Genomic DNA, 15,485 nt, shown 5'->3' on the forward strand with positions numbered 1-15,485 from the left:
CGCAGCGTGGCGCGGCCCGATTCTGTTGCTTAGTGTAGGACGATAATTTCTGACAGGCAAGATGTTAGGAAAAAAATCCGCTCGGCCAGCAACGCTTGTCGTGCGGTCAAAAAAAATGCCCCGGCGAGCGGGGCAAGGGATCAGGCAGGCCGTGTCGGCCCAGGCGCTCAGGCGCGCAAGGTGGACAGGATAGGTTGCAGCACGGCCGCGCCCAGTGCGGCGCTGCGGGCGCCGCTCCAGCCCGTTTGCGGGTCGGGATCGTTGGCGTTGTCCTTGAACGGCAATTCCAGGGTCAGCGACAGGCAGCCGAAAGCGTGCGTGATGTGGGGCGAGCCCATGGTCAGCACTTCCGGCGTGAACGGGCCGTCTTCATAGCCATGCTCATCCTGGAAGTCGGGGCTGGCCACCTTGAAGTCGGCGATGAAGCGCTCTTGCTCGGCCTTTTGTGCTGGCGTGAAATTTTCCAGCGCATCGCTGCCGGCCACGAAGACGTAGGGCAAGCCTTCGTCGCCATGCACGTCGAGGAACAGGTCGCAACCGATTTCATGCATTTTCTGTTTCACCAGGAACACTTCCGGGCTGCGCTCCATGGTCGGCGTCATCCATTCGCGGTTCAGGTTGGCGCCGGCCGCGTTGGTGCGCAGGTTGCCGTGCACGGAACCGTCCGGGTTCATGTTCGGCACCACGTAGAAGACGGCGTCCTGCAGGCACTGGCGGGCAAAGGGATTGGCCTGGTTCAGCAAGGCTTCAAGCATGCCTTCGACAAACCACTCGGCCATCGTCTCGCCCGGATGCTGGCGCGCGATGACCCAGACTTTTTTCTCGGCATCGGCGTCGCCGACGACCAGCAGATTCATGTCGCGGCCTTCCACCGTGCTGCCCAGGTCGATCAGGCGCACGAGCGGCGACGCTTGCGCGCTGTCGATCAGGGCCAGGTGGCGGTCCCATGGATACGGTTCGAAATAGGCGTAGTAGACGCTTTCTTCCTCGGGCGTGTGTTCGATGGTCATCACCGTGCCGTCAAAGCTGGTCGGCACGCGGAACCAGGTTTCGCGGTCGTAGCTGGCCACGGCCTGGTAGTCTTTCCAGCCGTCCGGGTAGGCGGACTTGCCGGCATTCATGAAGCGGATCGTGCACGCCTCGCCTTGCGCGCCTTGCAGGCGGAAGTAAAACCACTGCGTGATGTCGGCGTGGGAATCCTTGCGGATGTTCAGTTCGATGGACTGGGCATCGTCGGCGCGCAGCACCTCGATCGCGCCGGCGTCGAATTGCTGGCTGATTTTAATGGTCATGAGTGTTCCTGATAAAAACGTATGGGTTTTGCATCGTGTGCAATGGCGCGATGATACCTGTTTTGCGGTGGCCTTTGTGCTGGCGCAAACGATGACGGACATGCTTTGCTAACGTGGAAGCTCCGACATGGGGAGATCATCATGGACGACCATAGCAACCACATACGCGAACTGGAAAAGAAAATCAGCGCCCTCAGCGACGCGCTGGCGCACCTGGGCAAGGGCACGACCTTGCAGGAATTGCTGCGCATCATACGTTTCCCCGGCTACACGACGCCGGCCGAATTCACCTTCAACGTCGCCATCCTCGACACCATGCTGGTGCAGGCCAATGCGCTGGAAAAGCTGGGGCAGGATTTGCTGGCGGGGGCCAAGCAGGTGGTGGCAAAACAGTGAGCAGGCGGTGACTTACAACACCTAACAAAACCGTAGCGAGCGGAAGGGAGTTGTGGTTGAGAAGCGCAACTGTACGAAGGTACAGTGAGCATCGCAGGCCGCAAATACCGACGCGCAGTAGGTTTTGATAGGTGTTCTTATTCCTGAACACCTGAAAAATGGCCAGGGCAAGGCGCAGGGCCGCAGGCAGTACGAACGTACGCCCAGGCCCTGCAACGCCGCCATGGACGTTTTATCAGGTGTTCAGTCCGCCGAAGCGTTCGTAAAACCACGGCTCCACGTCCGGCGCGTGCTCATCCTCGCGACGCAGGGTGGCCAGGATGTGTTCCTCTGCAGGAGCATACGTGATGCGGTACAGGTCGCGCGCCAGCGCATAGGCTTGCGTGCCAGGCCACGGTTCGGGCAGCAGTTCGACGGGCAGTTGCGGGTCGTGCAACTGCACGCGACGGTAGGCGTGCGTCAGCAGCGAGCGGATGACGAACGCTTGCTCCGCATCGAACACGGGTTCTTCCTGCAGCAGGGTCAGCAGCGGCTGGAAGCTGGCGATGAATTTTTCGTAGCCGGCCATCACTTCCGACAAGTCCCAGCAGTCGCCCACCATGTCGCGCAGGGGCCGCGTGCTGACACCCGGCAACTCTGTTGTGTGGCAGACATACAGCTTGCCCTGCACCTCGTTGCGCACGAGGATATCTTCCAGCGCCTCCGCATTGCTGGCCGGATGGCCAAAGATGCCGGGAGAGATCAAGCCGTAGCCCGCCCACAATAATTCCTTGCGCAGCGCGCCCCGTTCGGCGGCGCCGATGCTGCCGGCCGGACCGATCACCAGGGTCCAGCTGCCATCCCAGTGCACGACCAGCGGCGCGTAGATGCGGCGGTAGGCGCGTTCGAAGCGGGCCAGCGCCTCCGGGCGTATCGCATAGGCGCTGCGGCGGCCGTCGCGCTGCGAGCTGAGCCAGCCTTCCTGCGCCAGGCGGAACACGCTGGTGCGCAATAGCCGGTCATTGACGCCGAATGGCGCCAGCAGTTCGATCAGGCTGCCCAGCCAGATGGCGCCGCCGCGCGGCACGATGGCGTCGCCGAAGATGGTCATCACCAGGGACTTCGAGCGCGGTGGGTCGCTTTCCAGGAAATCGGCTATCCATGCCGTGCAGCGGGTGTTCTTCATGTGGTTCCGGTCTGGCCGTGTTGCGGTCGGTTCAATAAAAGCAGCAGTTTACTTGGCTGCGCGGGTAGCGCGGCAATAATTTGCCGGAAGCGCGGGTAGCGCCCCATGGTGTTTTCTCATAAGCAATATCATACGCACAAAAAAGCTGCACAAGATACGATTTTTTAAAATGATTCACATCAAGTGTATGCAAATCGTTTTTTGTATCGTATTATCTGTTTATCGCACCGCGTTGCTGCGCAAAATCAAAGACATGGGAGACACATCATGTACGCACAAATGGTTGAAACCGGCCTCAAGAACGTCCGCTCCATCGACGACATGGGCCAGGAAGAGCGCGCTTTCCAGGCGCGCATCGACGAAGGCATCAAGATCGAGGCCAAGGACTGGATGCCGGACGCCTACCGCAAGACGCTGATCCGCCAGATTTCGCAGCACGCGCACTCGGAAATCGTCGGCCAATTGCCCGAAGGTAACTGGGTCACGCGCGCACCGACCCTGAAACGCAAGTCGATCCTGCTGGCGAAGATCCAGGACGAAGCGGGCCACGGCCTGTACCTGTACAGCGCCGCGGAAACCCTGGGCGTGTCGCGCGACGATTTGCTCGCTGCCTTGCATTCTGGCAAAGCCAAGTATTCCAGCATCTTCAACTATCCCACCCTGTCGTGGGCCGACATGGGCGCCATCGGCTGGCTGGTCGACGGTTCCGCCATCATCAACCAGATTCCCCTGTGCCGCTGTTCCTACGGTCCGTATGCGCGCGCCATGATCCGCGTCTGCAAGGAAGAATCGTTCCATGCGCGCCAGGGCTACGACATCATGATGTCGCTGTGCAAGGGTACGCCCGCACAGAAAGCCATGGCGCAAGATGCCTTGAACCGCTGGTGGTGGCCATCGCTGATGATGTTCGGCCCGTCCGACGCCGCCTCCGTCAACAGCGCGCAATCGGCGCAATGGCGCATCAAGCTGTTCTCGAACGATGAATTGCGCCAGCGCATGGTCGACCAGACCGTGCCGCAAATCGAATACCTTGGCCTGACCGTGCCCGATCCCGACCTGAAGTTCAACGCGGAGACGGGCCACTATGAATTTGGCGAGATCGACTGGGCCGAGTTCAACAATGTCCTGAAGGGTAATGGCCCGTGCAACCGCGAACGTTTGCAAACGCGCGTGAAAGCGTATGAAGACGGCGCATGGTTCCGCGATGCCTTGGTCGCCTATGCCGACAAGCAAGCCGCTAACAAAGCAGCAGCGTAATTACATAAGACAGATAGGGGATAGCAACATGAGCAAAGAATGGCCTTTGTGGGAAGTTTTCATCCGCAGCCAGCACGGCCTGGCGCACAAGCATGTAGGTAGCCTGCACGCGTCCGACGCCGCGATGGCGGTCAACCATGCGCGCGACGTCTACACGCGCCGCAATGAAGGCGTGAGCATCTGGGTGGTGCGCGCGGCCGATATCGTCGCCAGCAGCCCCGGCGACAAGGGCGCCCTGTTCGAACCGTCGAACAGCAAGGTGTACCGCCATCCCACCTTCTTCCCGATGCCGGAAGAAGTCAAGAACCTGTGATGGGAGCGCCTGCAATGGATGACAAGGTCAACTACCTTTTGCGCCTGGGCGACAACGCCCTGATCCTCAGCCAGCAGCTGTCGCAGCTGTGCGGCAAGGGACCGGCGCTGGAAGAAGACATGGCGCTGACCAACGTGGCGCTCGATCTGTTGGGCCAGACGCGCTTGTGGTTCAGCTATGCGGCGGAACTGGAAAACGCGGGCCGCGACGAGGACGACATCGCCTTCTTGCGCGACGCCCACGATTTCAAGAACTGCCTGCTGGTCGAACAGCCGAACGGCAATTACGCCGACACCATGATGCGCCAGTTCTTCTTCGACAGCTGGCACTACTTCCAGCTGCTGGAACTGACGAAATCGACGGATGGTCGCATCGTCGATGTGGCGCAAAAGTCGATCAAGGAAGTGACGTATCACCTGCGCCGCAGCGGTGACCTCATCGTGCGCCTCGGCGACGGCACGGCGGACAGCCATGCGAAAACGCAGGCCGCGGCCGACAAGCTGTGGATGTACACGGGCGAGATGTTCAAGTACGACGCCGTCGACCAGGCCATGGTCGCCGCCGGCATCGCGCCGCCATCGGACGTGCTGCGCCGGGCTTTCCTCGAGCACGTGGCCGAGATCTTCGCCGAAGCCACCTTGACCATGCCGGCGCCCGACGCCTGGATGCAAAAGGGCGGCAAGCAGGGCACGCACACGGAACACTTGGGTTTTATTCTGGCCGAGATGCAGTTCCTGCAGCGCGCCTACCCCGGGGCGGAGTGGTAATGAACACGCCCATGGCAGCGCTGGACGCGGCCCAGGTCTGGGCCTGGCTGGGCGACGTGCCTGACCCGGAAATCCCCGTCATTTCGGTGGTGGACCTGGGCATCGTGCGCGCCGTCGAAGTGACGGATGGCGATGCGTGCATCGTGACGATCACGCCCACGTATTCGGGTTGTCCGGCCATGCAGGTGATCGCCGACGCCGTCACGGATGCCTTGTGCAGCCATGGCGTGGCCAAGGTGACCCTGGTGAACCAGCTGGCGCCCGCCTGGACCACGGACTGGATGAGCGAGGCGGGCAAGGCCAAGCTGAAAGGCTACGGCATCGCCCCGCCGCAGCAGCAGGTGATCGACATCAGCGGTTTGCGTGGCGGCGTCAAGCGCCAGGCGATGCCGAAACTGGACGTGATCTGCCCGAACTGCGGCTCGACGCACACGCAGCTGACCAGCCAGTTCGGCTCCACGCCGTGCAAGGCCCTGTACAAATGCCTGGCTTGCCGCGAACCGTTTGACTACTTCAAGTGCCACTAAAAAAATCAGGCACACGTTCCGAAGAAACTGGAGATGAAGCATGAGTAAATTTTATCCGCTGTCCGTGGCCAACGTGCGCAACGAAACGCGCGACACCATCGCCGTCACGTTCGACGTGCCGTCTGAACTGCAGCAGCAGTTCCGCTTCCAGCAGGGCCAGCACCTGACCCTGCGCGCCAACATCAACGCGGAAGACGTGCGCCGTTCGTATTCCATTTGTTCGGCGGTGCAGGACGGCACCCTGCGCGTGGCCATCAAGCGCACGCCGGGCGGCGCTTTCTCCACCTGGGCCAACGACACCCTGAAAGCCGGCGCCACCATCGAGGTGATGCCGCCCATGGGACACTTCAACGTGCCGCTCGACTGCGTCAACCGCAAGCATTACCTGGCATTCGCGGCCGGCAGCGGCATCACGCCCATCCTCTCCATCATCAAGACGACCTTGCTGACGGAACCTCTGAGCCGTTTTACTCTGTTCTACGGCAACCGCGCCTCGTCCTCCGTCATCTTCAAGGAAGAATTGACGGACCTGAAGGATGTGTACCTGGAGCGTTTGAACCTCGTCTACGTGATGAGCCGCGAGCAGCAGGACATCGAATTGTTCAACGGCCGCATCACGCAGGAAAAATGCGAGCAGTTCCTGCAGCACTGGATCAAAGTCGAAGACTACGACAACGCGTTTATTTGCGGCCCGGAAGACATGATGCTCGGCGTGTCCGCTGCCCTGCAGGCGGCCGGCATGCCCAAGCAGAATATCAAGATCGAACTGTTCGCCGCCAGCATCCCGAAAAACGCCCACAAGCCGCGCGCCCAGCTGGCTGCGGATGCTGTGCAGGAAACGGAAGTGACCGTCATCATGGACGGCAACCATACCACGTTCATGATGGACAAGGACAAGGAGTCCATCCTCGACGCGGGACTGCGCAGTGGGCTGGACATGCGCTACTCGTGCAAGGGCGGCGTGTGCTCGACCTGCCGCTGCAAGATCCTCGACGGCAAGGTCGAGATGGACGTCAACTACGCGCTGGAAGACTATGAAGTGGCGCGCGGCTTCGTCCTCAGCTGCCAGAGTTTTCCGCTGACCGACAAGGTCGTCGTCGACTTCGATCAGGCAGAATAAAAGCCGGGGTCAGACCCGCCGGGTCTGACCCCAGATTTCCGCTGCGGGCCAATAAATAAAAATAGCGAGATGCCATGACCTACCAAAACATCCTCTTCACCATCGAGCAGGGTATCGCGACGCTCACCCTGAACCGTCCCGACAAGCTCAATAGCTTTACGCAAGCCATGCACGAGGAAGTGCGCGACGCGCTTGCGCAAGTGAACGCCGACAGTTCCGTTCGCGTCTTCGTGCTGACGGGCGCGGGCCGCGGCTTTTGCGCGGGCCAGGATTTGTCCGACCGCGCCGTGGAACCGGGCTCGAAGGGCGTGGACCTGGGCGAATCGGTGGAAAAGAACTACGCGCCGCTGGTGCTGGCCTTGAAAGCCCTGGCTATGCCCGTGATCTGCGCCGTCAACGGCGTGGCCGCCGGCGCGGGCGCCAACCTGGCGCTGGCTTGCGACATCGTCATCGCCGGCAAGTCGGCCAGTTTCGTCGAAGTGTTCTGCAAGCTGGGCCTGATTCCGGATACGGGCGGTACCTTTTTCCTGCCACGGCTGATCGGTTCCGCGCGCGCCATGGGACTGGCCATGCTCGGCGAAAAACTGACGGCGGAAAAGGCCGAGGACTGGGGTTTGATCTGGAAATGCGTGGATGACGCGCAGCTGGCGGAAGAGACGCGCAAGCTGGCCGTGCACTTTTCTACCGCACCGACCAAGGGCCTGGCGTACACCAAGCAGGCGCTGGCTCTCAGTGGCGCCAATACCCTGCCGCAGCAGCTTGCGCTGGAAGCGCGCATGATGAGCGATCTCGGTAACAGCGACGATTACCGCGAAGGCGTGGCCGCCTTCATGGAAAAGCGCACACCGCAATTCAAGGGACACTGATATGGCAGCTTTGGACAACAACAGTATCGTCGCCGTCATCGGCAGCGGCGCCATGGGCGCCGGCATCGCGCAGGTGGCCGCTGCCGCCGGCTACAGAGTCAAACTGTACGACACGCGCGCGGAAGCGGTGAGCAAGGCTTTGCTTGATATCGGCAAGATGTATGCGAAGCTGGCCGAGAAGGGCCGCATGACGTTGGACGAAGCCACGGCCGCCACGGCGCGCCTGCAGGCGGCCGGCAGCCTGGCCGATGTGAGCGATTGCGCCCTGGTGGTGGAAGCCATCGTGGAAAACCTCGACGTCAAGCGCGGCCTGTTCGCCGAACTCGAAGCGTTGGTCAGCGACGACTGCATCCTGGCGACGAATACCTCGTCGATCTCCGTCACGGCCATCGCCGCCAAGCTGCGCCGGCCGGAACGCCTGGTCGGCATGCATTTCTTTAATCCCGTGCCCCTGATGGCGCTGGTGGAGGTGATCAGCGGGCTGGCCACCAGCGAGCAGGTCGCTGCCACCGTGTATGACACGTCCATCGCCTGGGGCAAGAACCCCGTGCATGCGAAATCGACACCGGGCTTCATCGTCAACCGGGTCGCCCGTCCGTTCTATGCGGAAGGCTGGCGCTTGCTGAATGAACAGGCGGGCGATGCCGCCACCATCGATGCCGTGCTGCGCGAAGCGGGCGGCTTCCGCATGGGGCCATTCGAACTGATGGACCTGATCGGCCACGACGTGAATTTCTCCGTCACCCAGTCCGTGTTCGGCGCCTATTTCAACGACCCGCGCTTCACGCCGTCCGTGCTGCAGCAGGAAATGGTCAACGCGGGTTTCCTGGGCCGCAAATCGGGCCGGGGATTTTACCTGTACGGTGAAGGCGCCAGCGCTCCTGTCGCGCAGGCGGAAGGCGCGCAAGCGACCCCGGAATTCGTCGCCCTGTCGGCGGCCATCGGCGGCGATGGCCGTGGCCACAGCGGCATCATCCGCAGCCTGGTGCAGCGGCTGGAGCAGGCGGGCGTCACCGTCAGCCGCCGCGTGACGCAGGAAGGCCAGGCGCATGACGAGGCACCGGCCCTGCATTGCCATGGCGCCGCGATCTATCTGACCGATGGGCGCAGCGCCACCCAGCGCGCGCACGACAACCAGCATCCGGACACGGTGCTGTTCGACCTGGCGCTCGATTACGCCAGTGCAAAGCGCATCGCCGTGGCCCGTGCCGACCAGTGCAGCGACGACGCCTATGCGGCCGTCGTCGGCCTGTTCCAGGCGGCCGGTTTCACCGTCACGCGCCTGGACGACGTGCCTGGCCTGGCCGTCATGCGCACCGTCGCCATGCTGGCCAACGAGGCGGCCGACGCCGTCAACCAGGGCGTGTGCACGGCGGATGCCGTCGATATCGCCATGCAGAAGGGCGTCAATTATCCGCGCGGACCGCTGGCCTGGGCCGATGCGGTAGGCGTTCAACAGATCGTGACCGTGCTGCACCACCTGGCGCAAGGCTATGGCGAAGACCGCTACAGGGTCTCGCCGCTGCTGCGCCGCAAACTCGCCAATGGAGCACCGTTTCATGCATAAGGAAGACCATATTCACGCTGCCCAGGCTTTGGCCGAAGCGGCTGCCGCCTCCATGCTGTCGCGCGATAACGCCACCGCCGCCATGGGCATCGCCCTGGCCGACGTGGGTCCCGGCCATGCGCGCATGACGATGACGGTGCGCGCCGACATGCTCAATGGCCACCAGACCTGCCACGGCGGTTTCATTTTTGCCCTGGCCGACAGCGCCTTCGCCTTCGCCTGCAACAGCTACAACATGAATACCGTGGGCGCCGGCTGCACCATCGACTACCTGGCGCCGGGCCGCGAAGGCGACGTGCTGACGGCGCACGCCGTCGAGCAGGCGCTGGCGGGCAAGAGCGGCGTCTATGACGTCAAGGTCAGCAACCAGGAAGGCCGCGCCGTCGCGCTCTTCCGGGGCAAGTCGATCCGCGTGGCGGGCGAAGTCATACAAGAGCAGGCTTGAACTGCCGGAACCGATTGAATAGTTAAAGAATTAAACAGGAGACAATGATGGTCCAACGTACGCCTTCCCCGAATGACCTCGAGCCGATCGAGCGCGCCAGCAAGGATGAACTGCAGGCGCTGCAGCTCGAACGCATGAAATGGACGCTCAAGCACGCTTATGACAACGTGCCCCATTACCGTGCCGCCTTTGACGAAGCGGGCGTGCATCCGGACGATCTCAAATCCTTGTCCGATCTTTCCAAATTCCCGTTCACGGACAAAAAAGTCTTGCGCGACAATTACCCGTTCGGCCTGTTTGCCGTGCCGCGCGAGCAGGTGGTGCGTATCCACGCCTCGAGCGGCACCACGGGCAAGGCCACGGTGGTCGGCTACACGCAGAACGATATCGACACCTGGGCCAATGTGGTGGCGCGCTCGATCCGCGCCGGCGGCGGCCGCGCGGGCGACATGGTGCATATCTCGTATGGCTACGGCCTGTTCACGGGCGGCCTGGGCGCGCACTACGGCGCCGAGCGCCTCGGCTGCACGGTCATCCCGATGTCCGGCGGCCAGACGGAAAAGCAGGTGCAGCTGATCCAGGATTTCAAGCCGTCCATCATCATGGTCACGCCTTCCTACATGCTCAACATCATCGAGGAATTCACGCGCCAGGGCCTGGACCCGGCCGAATCGTCGCTGAAGGTGGGCATTTTCGGCGCCGAACCGTGGACGGACGCCATGCGTTCGGAAATCGAAGCGCGCGCCGGCATCGACGCCGTCGACATCTACGGTCTGTCCGAAGTGATGGGGCCTGGCGTGGCGTCCGAATGCATCGAGAGCAAGGACGGTCCCGTCATCTGGGAAGACCATTTTTACCCCGAGATCATCGATCCGGAAACGGGCGAAGTGCTGCCGGACGGCGAAGAGGGCGAACTGGTGTTTACCTCCTTGTCGAAAGAGGCGCTGCCCATCATCCGCTACCGCACGCGCGACCTGACCCGCTTGCTGCCGCCGACCTCGCGGGCCATGCGCCGCATCGGCAAGATCACGGGCCGCTCCGACGACATGCTGATCATCCGCGGCGTGAACGTCTTCCCCACGCAGATCGAAGAGCTGATCCTCAAAATGCCGAAGCTGGCGCCGCAGTACCAGCTGGTCGTCACGCGCGACGGCCACCTCGACAAGCTCGAAGTGATCGCCGAGCTGCGCATCGACCTGACGGCCACCATCTCGGCCAGCGAAACGGATGCCCTGGCGCGCGAGCTGGAACACCGCATCAAGACGCACGTGGGCGTGAGCACGCGCGTACGCCTGGTGGCCGCCGCCGGCATCGAACGCACACTGACGGGCAAGGCCCGCCGCGTGGTCGACCAGCGCCCGAAGATTTTCTCCTGATAGCCCGAACAAGGAAGCAAACATGAATGAAGCCTTTATCTGTGACGCCGTGCGCACACCTTTCGGCCGCTACGGCGGTGCCTTGTCCAGCGTGCGCGCCGACGACCTGGGCGCGCTGCCGATCGCCGCGCTGATCGCCCGCAACCCGTCCGTCGACTGGTCCGCCATCGACGACGTGTTCTACGGCTGCGCCAACCAGGCGGGCGAAGACAACCGCAACGTGGGCCGCATGGCCGCGCTGCTGGCGGGCTTGCCGGCGGCAGTGCCGGCCAATACCATCAACCGCCTGTGCGGCTCCAGCCTGGACGCCGTGGGTATGGCCGCCCGCTCGATCAAGGCGGGCGAGGCGGAGCTGATCATCGCCGGCGGCGTGGAAAGCATGACGCGCGCGCCTTTCGTGATGGGCAAGGCCGACAGCGCGTTCTCGCGCGCGGCGAAAATCGAAGACACGACCCTGGGCTGGCGCTTCGTCAACGGCAAAATGAAGGCGCAGTACGGCATCGATACCATGCCGGAAACGGCGGAAAACGTGGCCGTGGAATTTGGCATCAGCCGCGCCGACCAGGACGCGCTGGCCTTGCGCAGCCAGCAGCGCTGGGCCGCCGCCAACGCGGCCGGCGTGTTCGATCGCGAAATCGTGCCCGTCGCCGTGCCGCAAAAAAAGGGCGAGCCGAAGATGGTGACGATGGATGAACATCCGCGTCCGGACACCTCGCTGGAAATGCTGGCGAAACTGAAAGGCGTGGTGAAGGCGGATGGCACGGTCACGGCCGGCAACGCCTCGGGCTTGAACGACGGCGCCTGCGCGATCTTGCTCGCGTCCGCCGCCGCCGTGGATAAATACAAATTGACGCCGCGCGCAAAAGTGCTGGGCATGGCCACGGCGGGCCTGGCGCCGCGCATCATGGGCTTTGGTCCCTCGCCGGCGTCGCGCAAGGTACTGGCGCAGACCGGCCTCACCATTGAGCAGATGGACGTGATCGAACTCAATGAAGCGTTTGCCGCGCAGGCGCTGGCCGTCACGCGCGACCTGGGCCTGGCCGACGATGCGGCCCACGTGAACCCGAATGGCGGGGCGATTGCCATCGGCCACCCGCTGGGCGCATCGGGCGCGCGCCTGGTGATGGCGGCGCTGAACCAGCTGGAACGCACGGGCGGGCGCTATGCGCTGTGCACCATGTGCATCGGCGTGGGGCAGGGTATTGCTGTCGTCATTGAACGCGTATAAAAAAGTAAAACAACAAAAAAGGCGCAGGCTTGCAAAAAAGCGCCAACCATAATTGACCGTAGTGCCAACCTGGTGGAGACCATAATGATTGCCAATATCTTCAAGAAAACCCTGATCGCCGGCGTGCTGGCCATGACTGCCGCGGGTGCGTACGCGGCCGACAACATCAAGATCGGTTCCGTGCTGTCCGTCACGGGTCCGGCCGCCTTCCTGGGCGACCCGGAACTGAAAACCCTGCAGCTGTATATCGAGAAAATCAATGCGGCCGGCGGCGTCCTGGGACGCAAGCTGGAACTGGTGCACTACGACGACGGCAGCGATGCGGCCAAGGCCAACGGTTTTACCAAGCGCCTGATCGAGTCGGACAAGGTCGACGTGCTGATCGGCGGCACCACCACCGGCGCGACGATGGCGATGGCGCCGCTGGTGGAGCGCGCCAGCATGCCGTTCATCTCGCTGGCGGGCGCCGTGGTCATCATCGATCCGGTCAAGAAGTGGGTGTTCAAGACGCCGCATACGGACCGCATGGCGGCCGAGAAGGTGTTCGAGGACATGAAGAAGCGCGGCATCAGCAAGGTGGGCCTGCTGTCGGAAACGAGCGGCTTCGGCGCCTCGGGCCGCAAGGAGTCGCAGATCGTCGCTTCCAAATATGGCATCACCCTGGTGGCCGATGAAACCTACGGCCCGAAGGACACGGACATCACGGCGCAGCTCACGCGCATCAAGAATACGGCCGGCGTGCAGGCCGTCTTCGTCTTCGGCCTGGGCCAGGGCCCGGCCGTCGTGACCAAGAACTACGGCCAGCTGGGCATGGCCGCGCTGCCGCTGTACCAGTCGCATGGCGTGGCGTCGGACGAATACCTTAAGCTGTCGGGCAAGGCTGCCGAAGGCGTGCGCCTGCCGACGCCGGCCCTGTTGATCGGCGCCATGCTGCCCGACAGCGACGCGCAGAAGGCCGTCGTCGTCGGCTACGACAAGACGTATAAAGAGCGCTACAAGATCGATCCGTCGACCTTTGGCGGCTATGCGCTCGACGCCCTGAACCTGTCGGTGGACGCCATCAAGCGCGCCGGCGGTACGGACCGCGAAAAAGTGCGCACGGCGCTGGAGCAGACCAAGGGTTTTGTGGGCACGACCGGCGTGTTCAACATGTCGGCCAAAGACCACATGGGCCTGGACCTGTCGGCTTTCCGCATGGTGGAAGTGAAGAACGGCGAATGGCAATTGTCGAAGTGATGTAAGCCAGAGTACTGCGCGAGGCCGCCCTCGAAGGCGGCCCGCGCATAGCCGAACATAATGGAGACACCATGGAAGTCGCACAATTTCTACAATTTCTGTATTCCGGGATGACGGTCGGTTCCGCCTACGCGCTGGCGGCGCTGGGCTTTACCATCATCTACAACACCAGCGGCGTGATCAATTTCGCGCAGGGCGAATTCATCATGCTGGGCGGGATGCTGGCCGCCGTGATGTCGGCCGCCGGCGTGCCGCTGCCGCTGGCCATCATCCTGGCCGTCATCGCCACCGGCACCGTTGGCCTGTTGATGGAAAAAGCCGTGATCGAACCGGCGCAAAACGCGCAGGTCATCACCCTCTTGATCATCACCATCGGCGCGTCGCTCGTGCTGCGCGGCCTCGTGCAAATCTGGCTGGGCAAGGATACGCACTCGCTGCCGGCCTTTTCCGGCGACGCGCCGATCGAATTTCTGGGCGCCAGCCTGCTGCCGCAAAGCCTGTGGGTGCTGGGCGTGACCGTCGTCATCGTGCTGGTGCTGGGCTGGTTCTTCGGCCGCACGCTGATGGGCAAGGCCATGCTGGCCACCTCGCACAACAAGCTGGCCGCGCAACTGGTGGGCATCAACACGCGCAAGGTCCTGCTGTTCTCGTTCGGCCTGTCGGCCCTGCTGGGCGCGGCGGGCGGCATCCTCGTCGCACCGATCACGTATACATCGTATGACGCGGGCATCATGCTGGGCCTGAAAGGTTTTGTCGCCGCCGTATTGGGTGGCCTCGGTGGCGGCGCAGGCGCGATTGCCGGCGGCCTGATCCTCGGCATCGCCGAAGCCATGACGGCAGGTTACATCTCCTCCGCCTACAAGGATGCGGTCCCGTTCGTGCTGATTTTATTGATCCTGTTCTTCCTGCCGCAAGGCTTGTTTGGCGCTAAAAATTCGGAGCGTGTATGAAGAATTTCCTTACCCGCTCGCGCCATGGCGGCTTGCTGGTGCTGGCCCTGGTGCTGGCCATTTTGCCCCTGTTCCTCAGCAATGCGTTCTACTATGACGTGGCGATCCGCATCGCGCTGAACGCCATCGTCGTCATCGGCCTGAACCTCTTGATGGGCTATACGGGCCAGATCAGCCTCGGTCACGCGGGCTTCTATGGCCTGGGCGCGTATGCGTCGGCCGTGCTGACCACGCATTATGGCTGGCCGCCGCTGGCCGCCCTGGCCGCCGGCGCCGTCGCCACGGGCCTGCTGGCGCTGCTGCTGGCGCGTCCCGTACTGAAACTCAAGGGCCATACCCTGGCCATGGCGACGCTGGGACTGGGCATCATCATTTCCATCGTCATCAACAACGAGACGCAATGGACGGGCGGTCCAGACGGCATCGGCGTCTCCGCCTTCAGTGTCGCCGGCCTGGAAATCGCCGGCGAAAAATCGTGGTACCTGGTGTGCGCCGTGCTGCTGTTGCTGGTCACGTGGCTGGCCCTGAACCTCATCGATTCGCCTGTCGGCCGCGCGTTGCAGGCCATCCACGGTTCGGAAGTGGCGGCCCGCGTCGTCGGCGTCGATACGACGCGCTTCAAGGTGCGCGTGTTCGTGCTGTCGGCGGTGATTGCCAGCATCGCGGGCAGCATCAGCGCCCATTACATCGGTTTCATCACGCCCAACCTGGCCGGCTTCTTCCACTCGATCGAGCTGGTGACGATGGTGGTGGTGGGCGGCATGGCGTCGATCTTCGGTTCCATCATCGGCGCCGCGCTGCTGACGATTTTGCCGCAACTGCTGTCCAGTTTTGAAGGCTGGGAAACGGTGGTGTTCGGCGTGATCCTGATGGCGACCATGATCTTCATGCCCAAGGGCCTGGTGCCGAGCCTGGCCAGCCGTTCGCGCAAGCGTTCTGCCACGCCGAAAGCACCGCCTCAATCTGCACGGGAGGTGTGA

Annotated in this window: 16 protein-coding genes; 14 read left to right on the forward strand and 2 right to left on the reverse strand. The window is 62.8% G+C overall.

Annotation, left to right across the window (positions count from 1 at the left end; genetic code table 11):
- Positions 1 to 167: 167 nt before the first annotated feature.
- A complete protein-coding gene (locus tag IGS60_RS01540) occupies positions 168 to 1,292 on the reverse strand; it encodes a M14-type cytosolic carboxypeptidase (protein ID WP_230501980.1) in 1,125 nt (374 codons plus the stop codon).
- A 141-nt stretch (positions 1,293 to 1,433) separates the two neighbouring features.
- Between IGS60_RS01540 and IGS60_RS01545 the strand changes: the two genes are divergently transcribed.
- On the forward strand, positions 1,434 to 1,688 hold the full coding sequence (locus tag IGS60_RS01545; protein WP_070224236.1) for a hypothetical protein: 255 nt from the start codon (positions 1,434 to 1,436) through the stop codon (positions 1,686 to 1,688).
- 235 nt (positions 1,689 to 1,923) lie between these two features.
- On the opposite strand, the gene paaX is transcribed toward IGS60_RS01545, so the two are convergent.
- Positions 1,924 to 2,853 carry a phenylacetic acid degradation operon negative regulatory protein PaaX gene (paaX, locus tag IGS60_RS01550; RefSeq protein ID WP_070224237.1) on the reverse strand — a complete coding sequence of 310 codons (930 nt, stop codon included), beginning with the start codon at positions 2,851 to 2,853 and terminating at the stop codon, positions 1,924 to 1,926.
- A 267-nt stretch (positions 2,854 to 3,120) separates the two neighbouring features.
- Here paaX and paaA point away from each other — a divergent pair, with 267 nt between their 5' ends.
- From paaA to IGS60_RS01615, 13 genes are all read left to right on the forward strand, one after another.
- Positions 3,121 to 4,110 (forward strand): 1,2-phenylacetyl-CoA epoxidase subunit PaaA, encoded by a 990-nt coding sequence (gene paaA / locus IGS60_RS01555; protein WP_070291027.1) that lies wholly within the window; start codon positions 3,121 to 3,123, stop codon positions 4,108 to 4,110.
- Positions 4,111 to 4,138: 28 nt separating this feature from the next.
- The gene (gene paaB, locus IGS60_RS01560) at positions 4,139 to 4,423 is read left to right on the forward strand and encodes a 1,2-phenylacetyl-CoA epoxidase subunit PaaB (RefSeq protein ID WP_070224239.1); all 285 of its coding nucleotides are present in this window, start codon (positions 4,139 to 4,141) and stop codon (positions 4,421 to 4,423) included.
- A complete protein-coding gene (paaC, locus tag IGS60_RS01565) occupies positions 4,423 to 5,190 on the forward strand; it encodes a 1,2-phenylacetyl-CoA epoxidase subunit PaaC (protein WP_256267233.1) in 768 nt (255 codons plus the stop codon). Before paaB ends, paaC begins: the two co-directional genes overlap by 1 nt.
- Positions 5,190 to 5,717 carry a 1,2-phenylacetyl-CoA epoxidase subunit PaaD gene (gene paaD, locus IGS60_RS01570; RefSeq protein WP_230501982.1) on the forward strand — a complete coding sequence of 176 codons (528 nt, stop codon included), beginning with the start codon at positions 5,190 to 5,192 and terminating at the stop codon, positions 5,715 to 5,717. The genes paaC and paaD overlap by 1 nt, the downstream gene beginning before the upstream one ends.
- A gap of 40 nt (positions 5,718 to 5,757) precedes the next feature.
- Entirely contained in the window at positions 5,758 to 6,837 is a 1,080-nt protein-coding gene (paaE, locus tag IGS60_RS01575) for a 1,2-phenylacetyl-CoA epoxidase subunit PaaE (protein ID WP_070311618.1), read from the forward strand.
- Between the two features lie 74 nt (positions 6,838 to 6,911).
- Positions 6,912 to 7,703 (forward strand): 2-(1,2-epoxy-1,2-dihydrophenyl)acetyl-CoA isomerase PaaG, encoded by a 792-nt coding sequence (gene paaG / locus IGS60_RS01580; protein WP_121670501.1) that lies wholly within the window; start codon positions 6,912 to 6,914, stop codon positions 7,701 to 7,703.
- A gap of 1 nt (position 7,704) precedes the next feature.
- Positions 7,705 to 9,270, forward strand: a complete 1,566-nt coding sequence (gene paaH / locus IGS60_RS01585; RefSeq protein ID WP_230501984.1) for a 3-hydroxyacyl-CoA dehydrogenase PaaH — start codon at positions 7,705 to 7,707, stop codon at positions 9,268 to 9,270.
- Positions 9,263 to 9,715, forward strand: coding sequence for a hydroxyphenylacetyl-CoA thioesterase PaaI (gene paaI / locus IGS60_RS01590; RefSeq protein WP_070224245.1), 453 nt, complete (start codon positions 9,263 to 9,265; stop codon positions 9,713 to 9,715). Before paaH ends, paaI begins: the two co-directional genes overlap by 8 nt.
- A 47-nt stretch (positions 9,716 to 9,762) precedes the next feature.
- On the forward strand, positions 9,763 to 11,091 hold the full coding sequence (paaK, locus tag IGS60_RS01595) for a phenylacetate--CoA ligase PaaK (protein WP_230502666.1): 1,329 nt from the start codon (positions 9,763 to 9,765) through the stop codon (positions 11,089 to 11,091).
- A gap of 22 nt (positions 11,092 to 11,113) precedes the next feature.
- A complete protein-coding gene (gene pcaF, locus IGS60_RS01600; RefSeq protein WP_070291034.1) occupies positions 11,114 to 12,319 on the forward strand; it encodes a 3-oxoadipyl-CoA thiolase in 1,206 nt (401 codons plus the stop codon).
- Positions 12,320 to 12,403: 84 nt separating this feature from the next.
- Positions 12,404 to 13,555: an ABC transporter substrate-binding protein gene (locus IGS60_RS01605; RefSeq protein WP_230501986.1), complete on the forward strand. Its 1,152-nt coding sequence runs from the start codon at positions 12,404 to 12,406 to the stop codon at positions 13,553 to 13,555.
- 71 nt (positions 13,556 to 13,626) lie between these two features.
- On the forward strand, positions 13,627 to 14,505 hold the full coding sequence (locus tag IGS60_RS01610) for a branched-chain amino acid ABC transporter permease (RefSeq protein ID WP_230501989.1): 879 nt from the start codon (positions 13,627 to 13,629) through the stop codon (positions 14,503 to 14,505).
- Complete coding sequence (locus IGS60_RS01615) at positions 14,502 to 15,485, forward strand: branched-chain amino acid ABC transporter permease (RefSeq protein WP_230501991.1); 984 nt, start codon at positions 14,502 to 14,504, stop codon at positions 15,483 to 15,485. Before IGS60_RS01610 ends, IGS60_RS01615 begins: the two co-directional genes overlap by 4 nt.

The organism is Janthinobacterium sp. FW305-128 (assembly GCF_020858135.1).
In the GTDB taxonomy this organism is placed as follows: domain Bacteria; phylum Pseudomonadota; class Gammaproteobacteria; order Burkholderiales; family Burkholderiaceae_D; genus Janthinobacterium.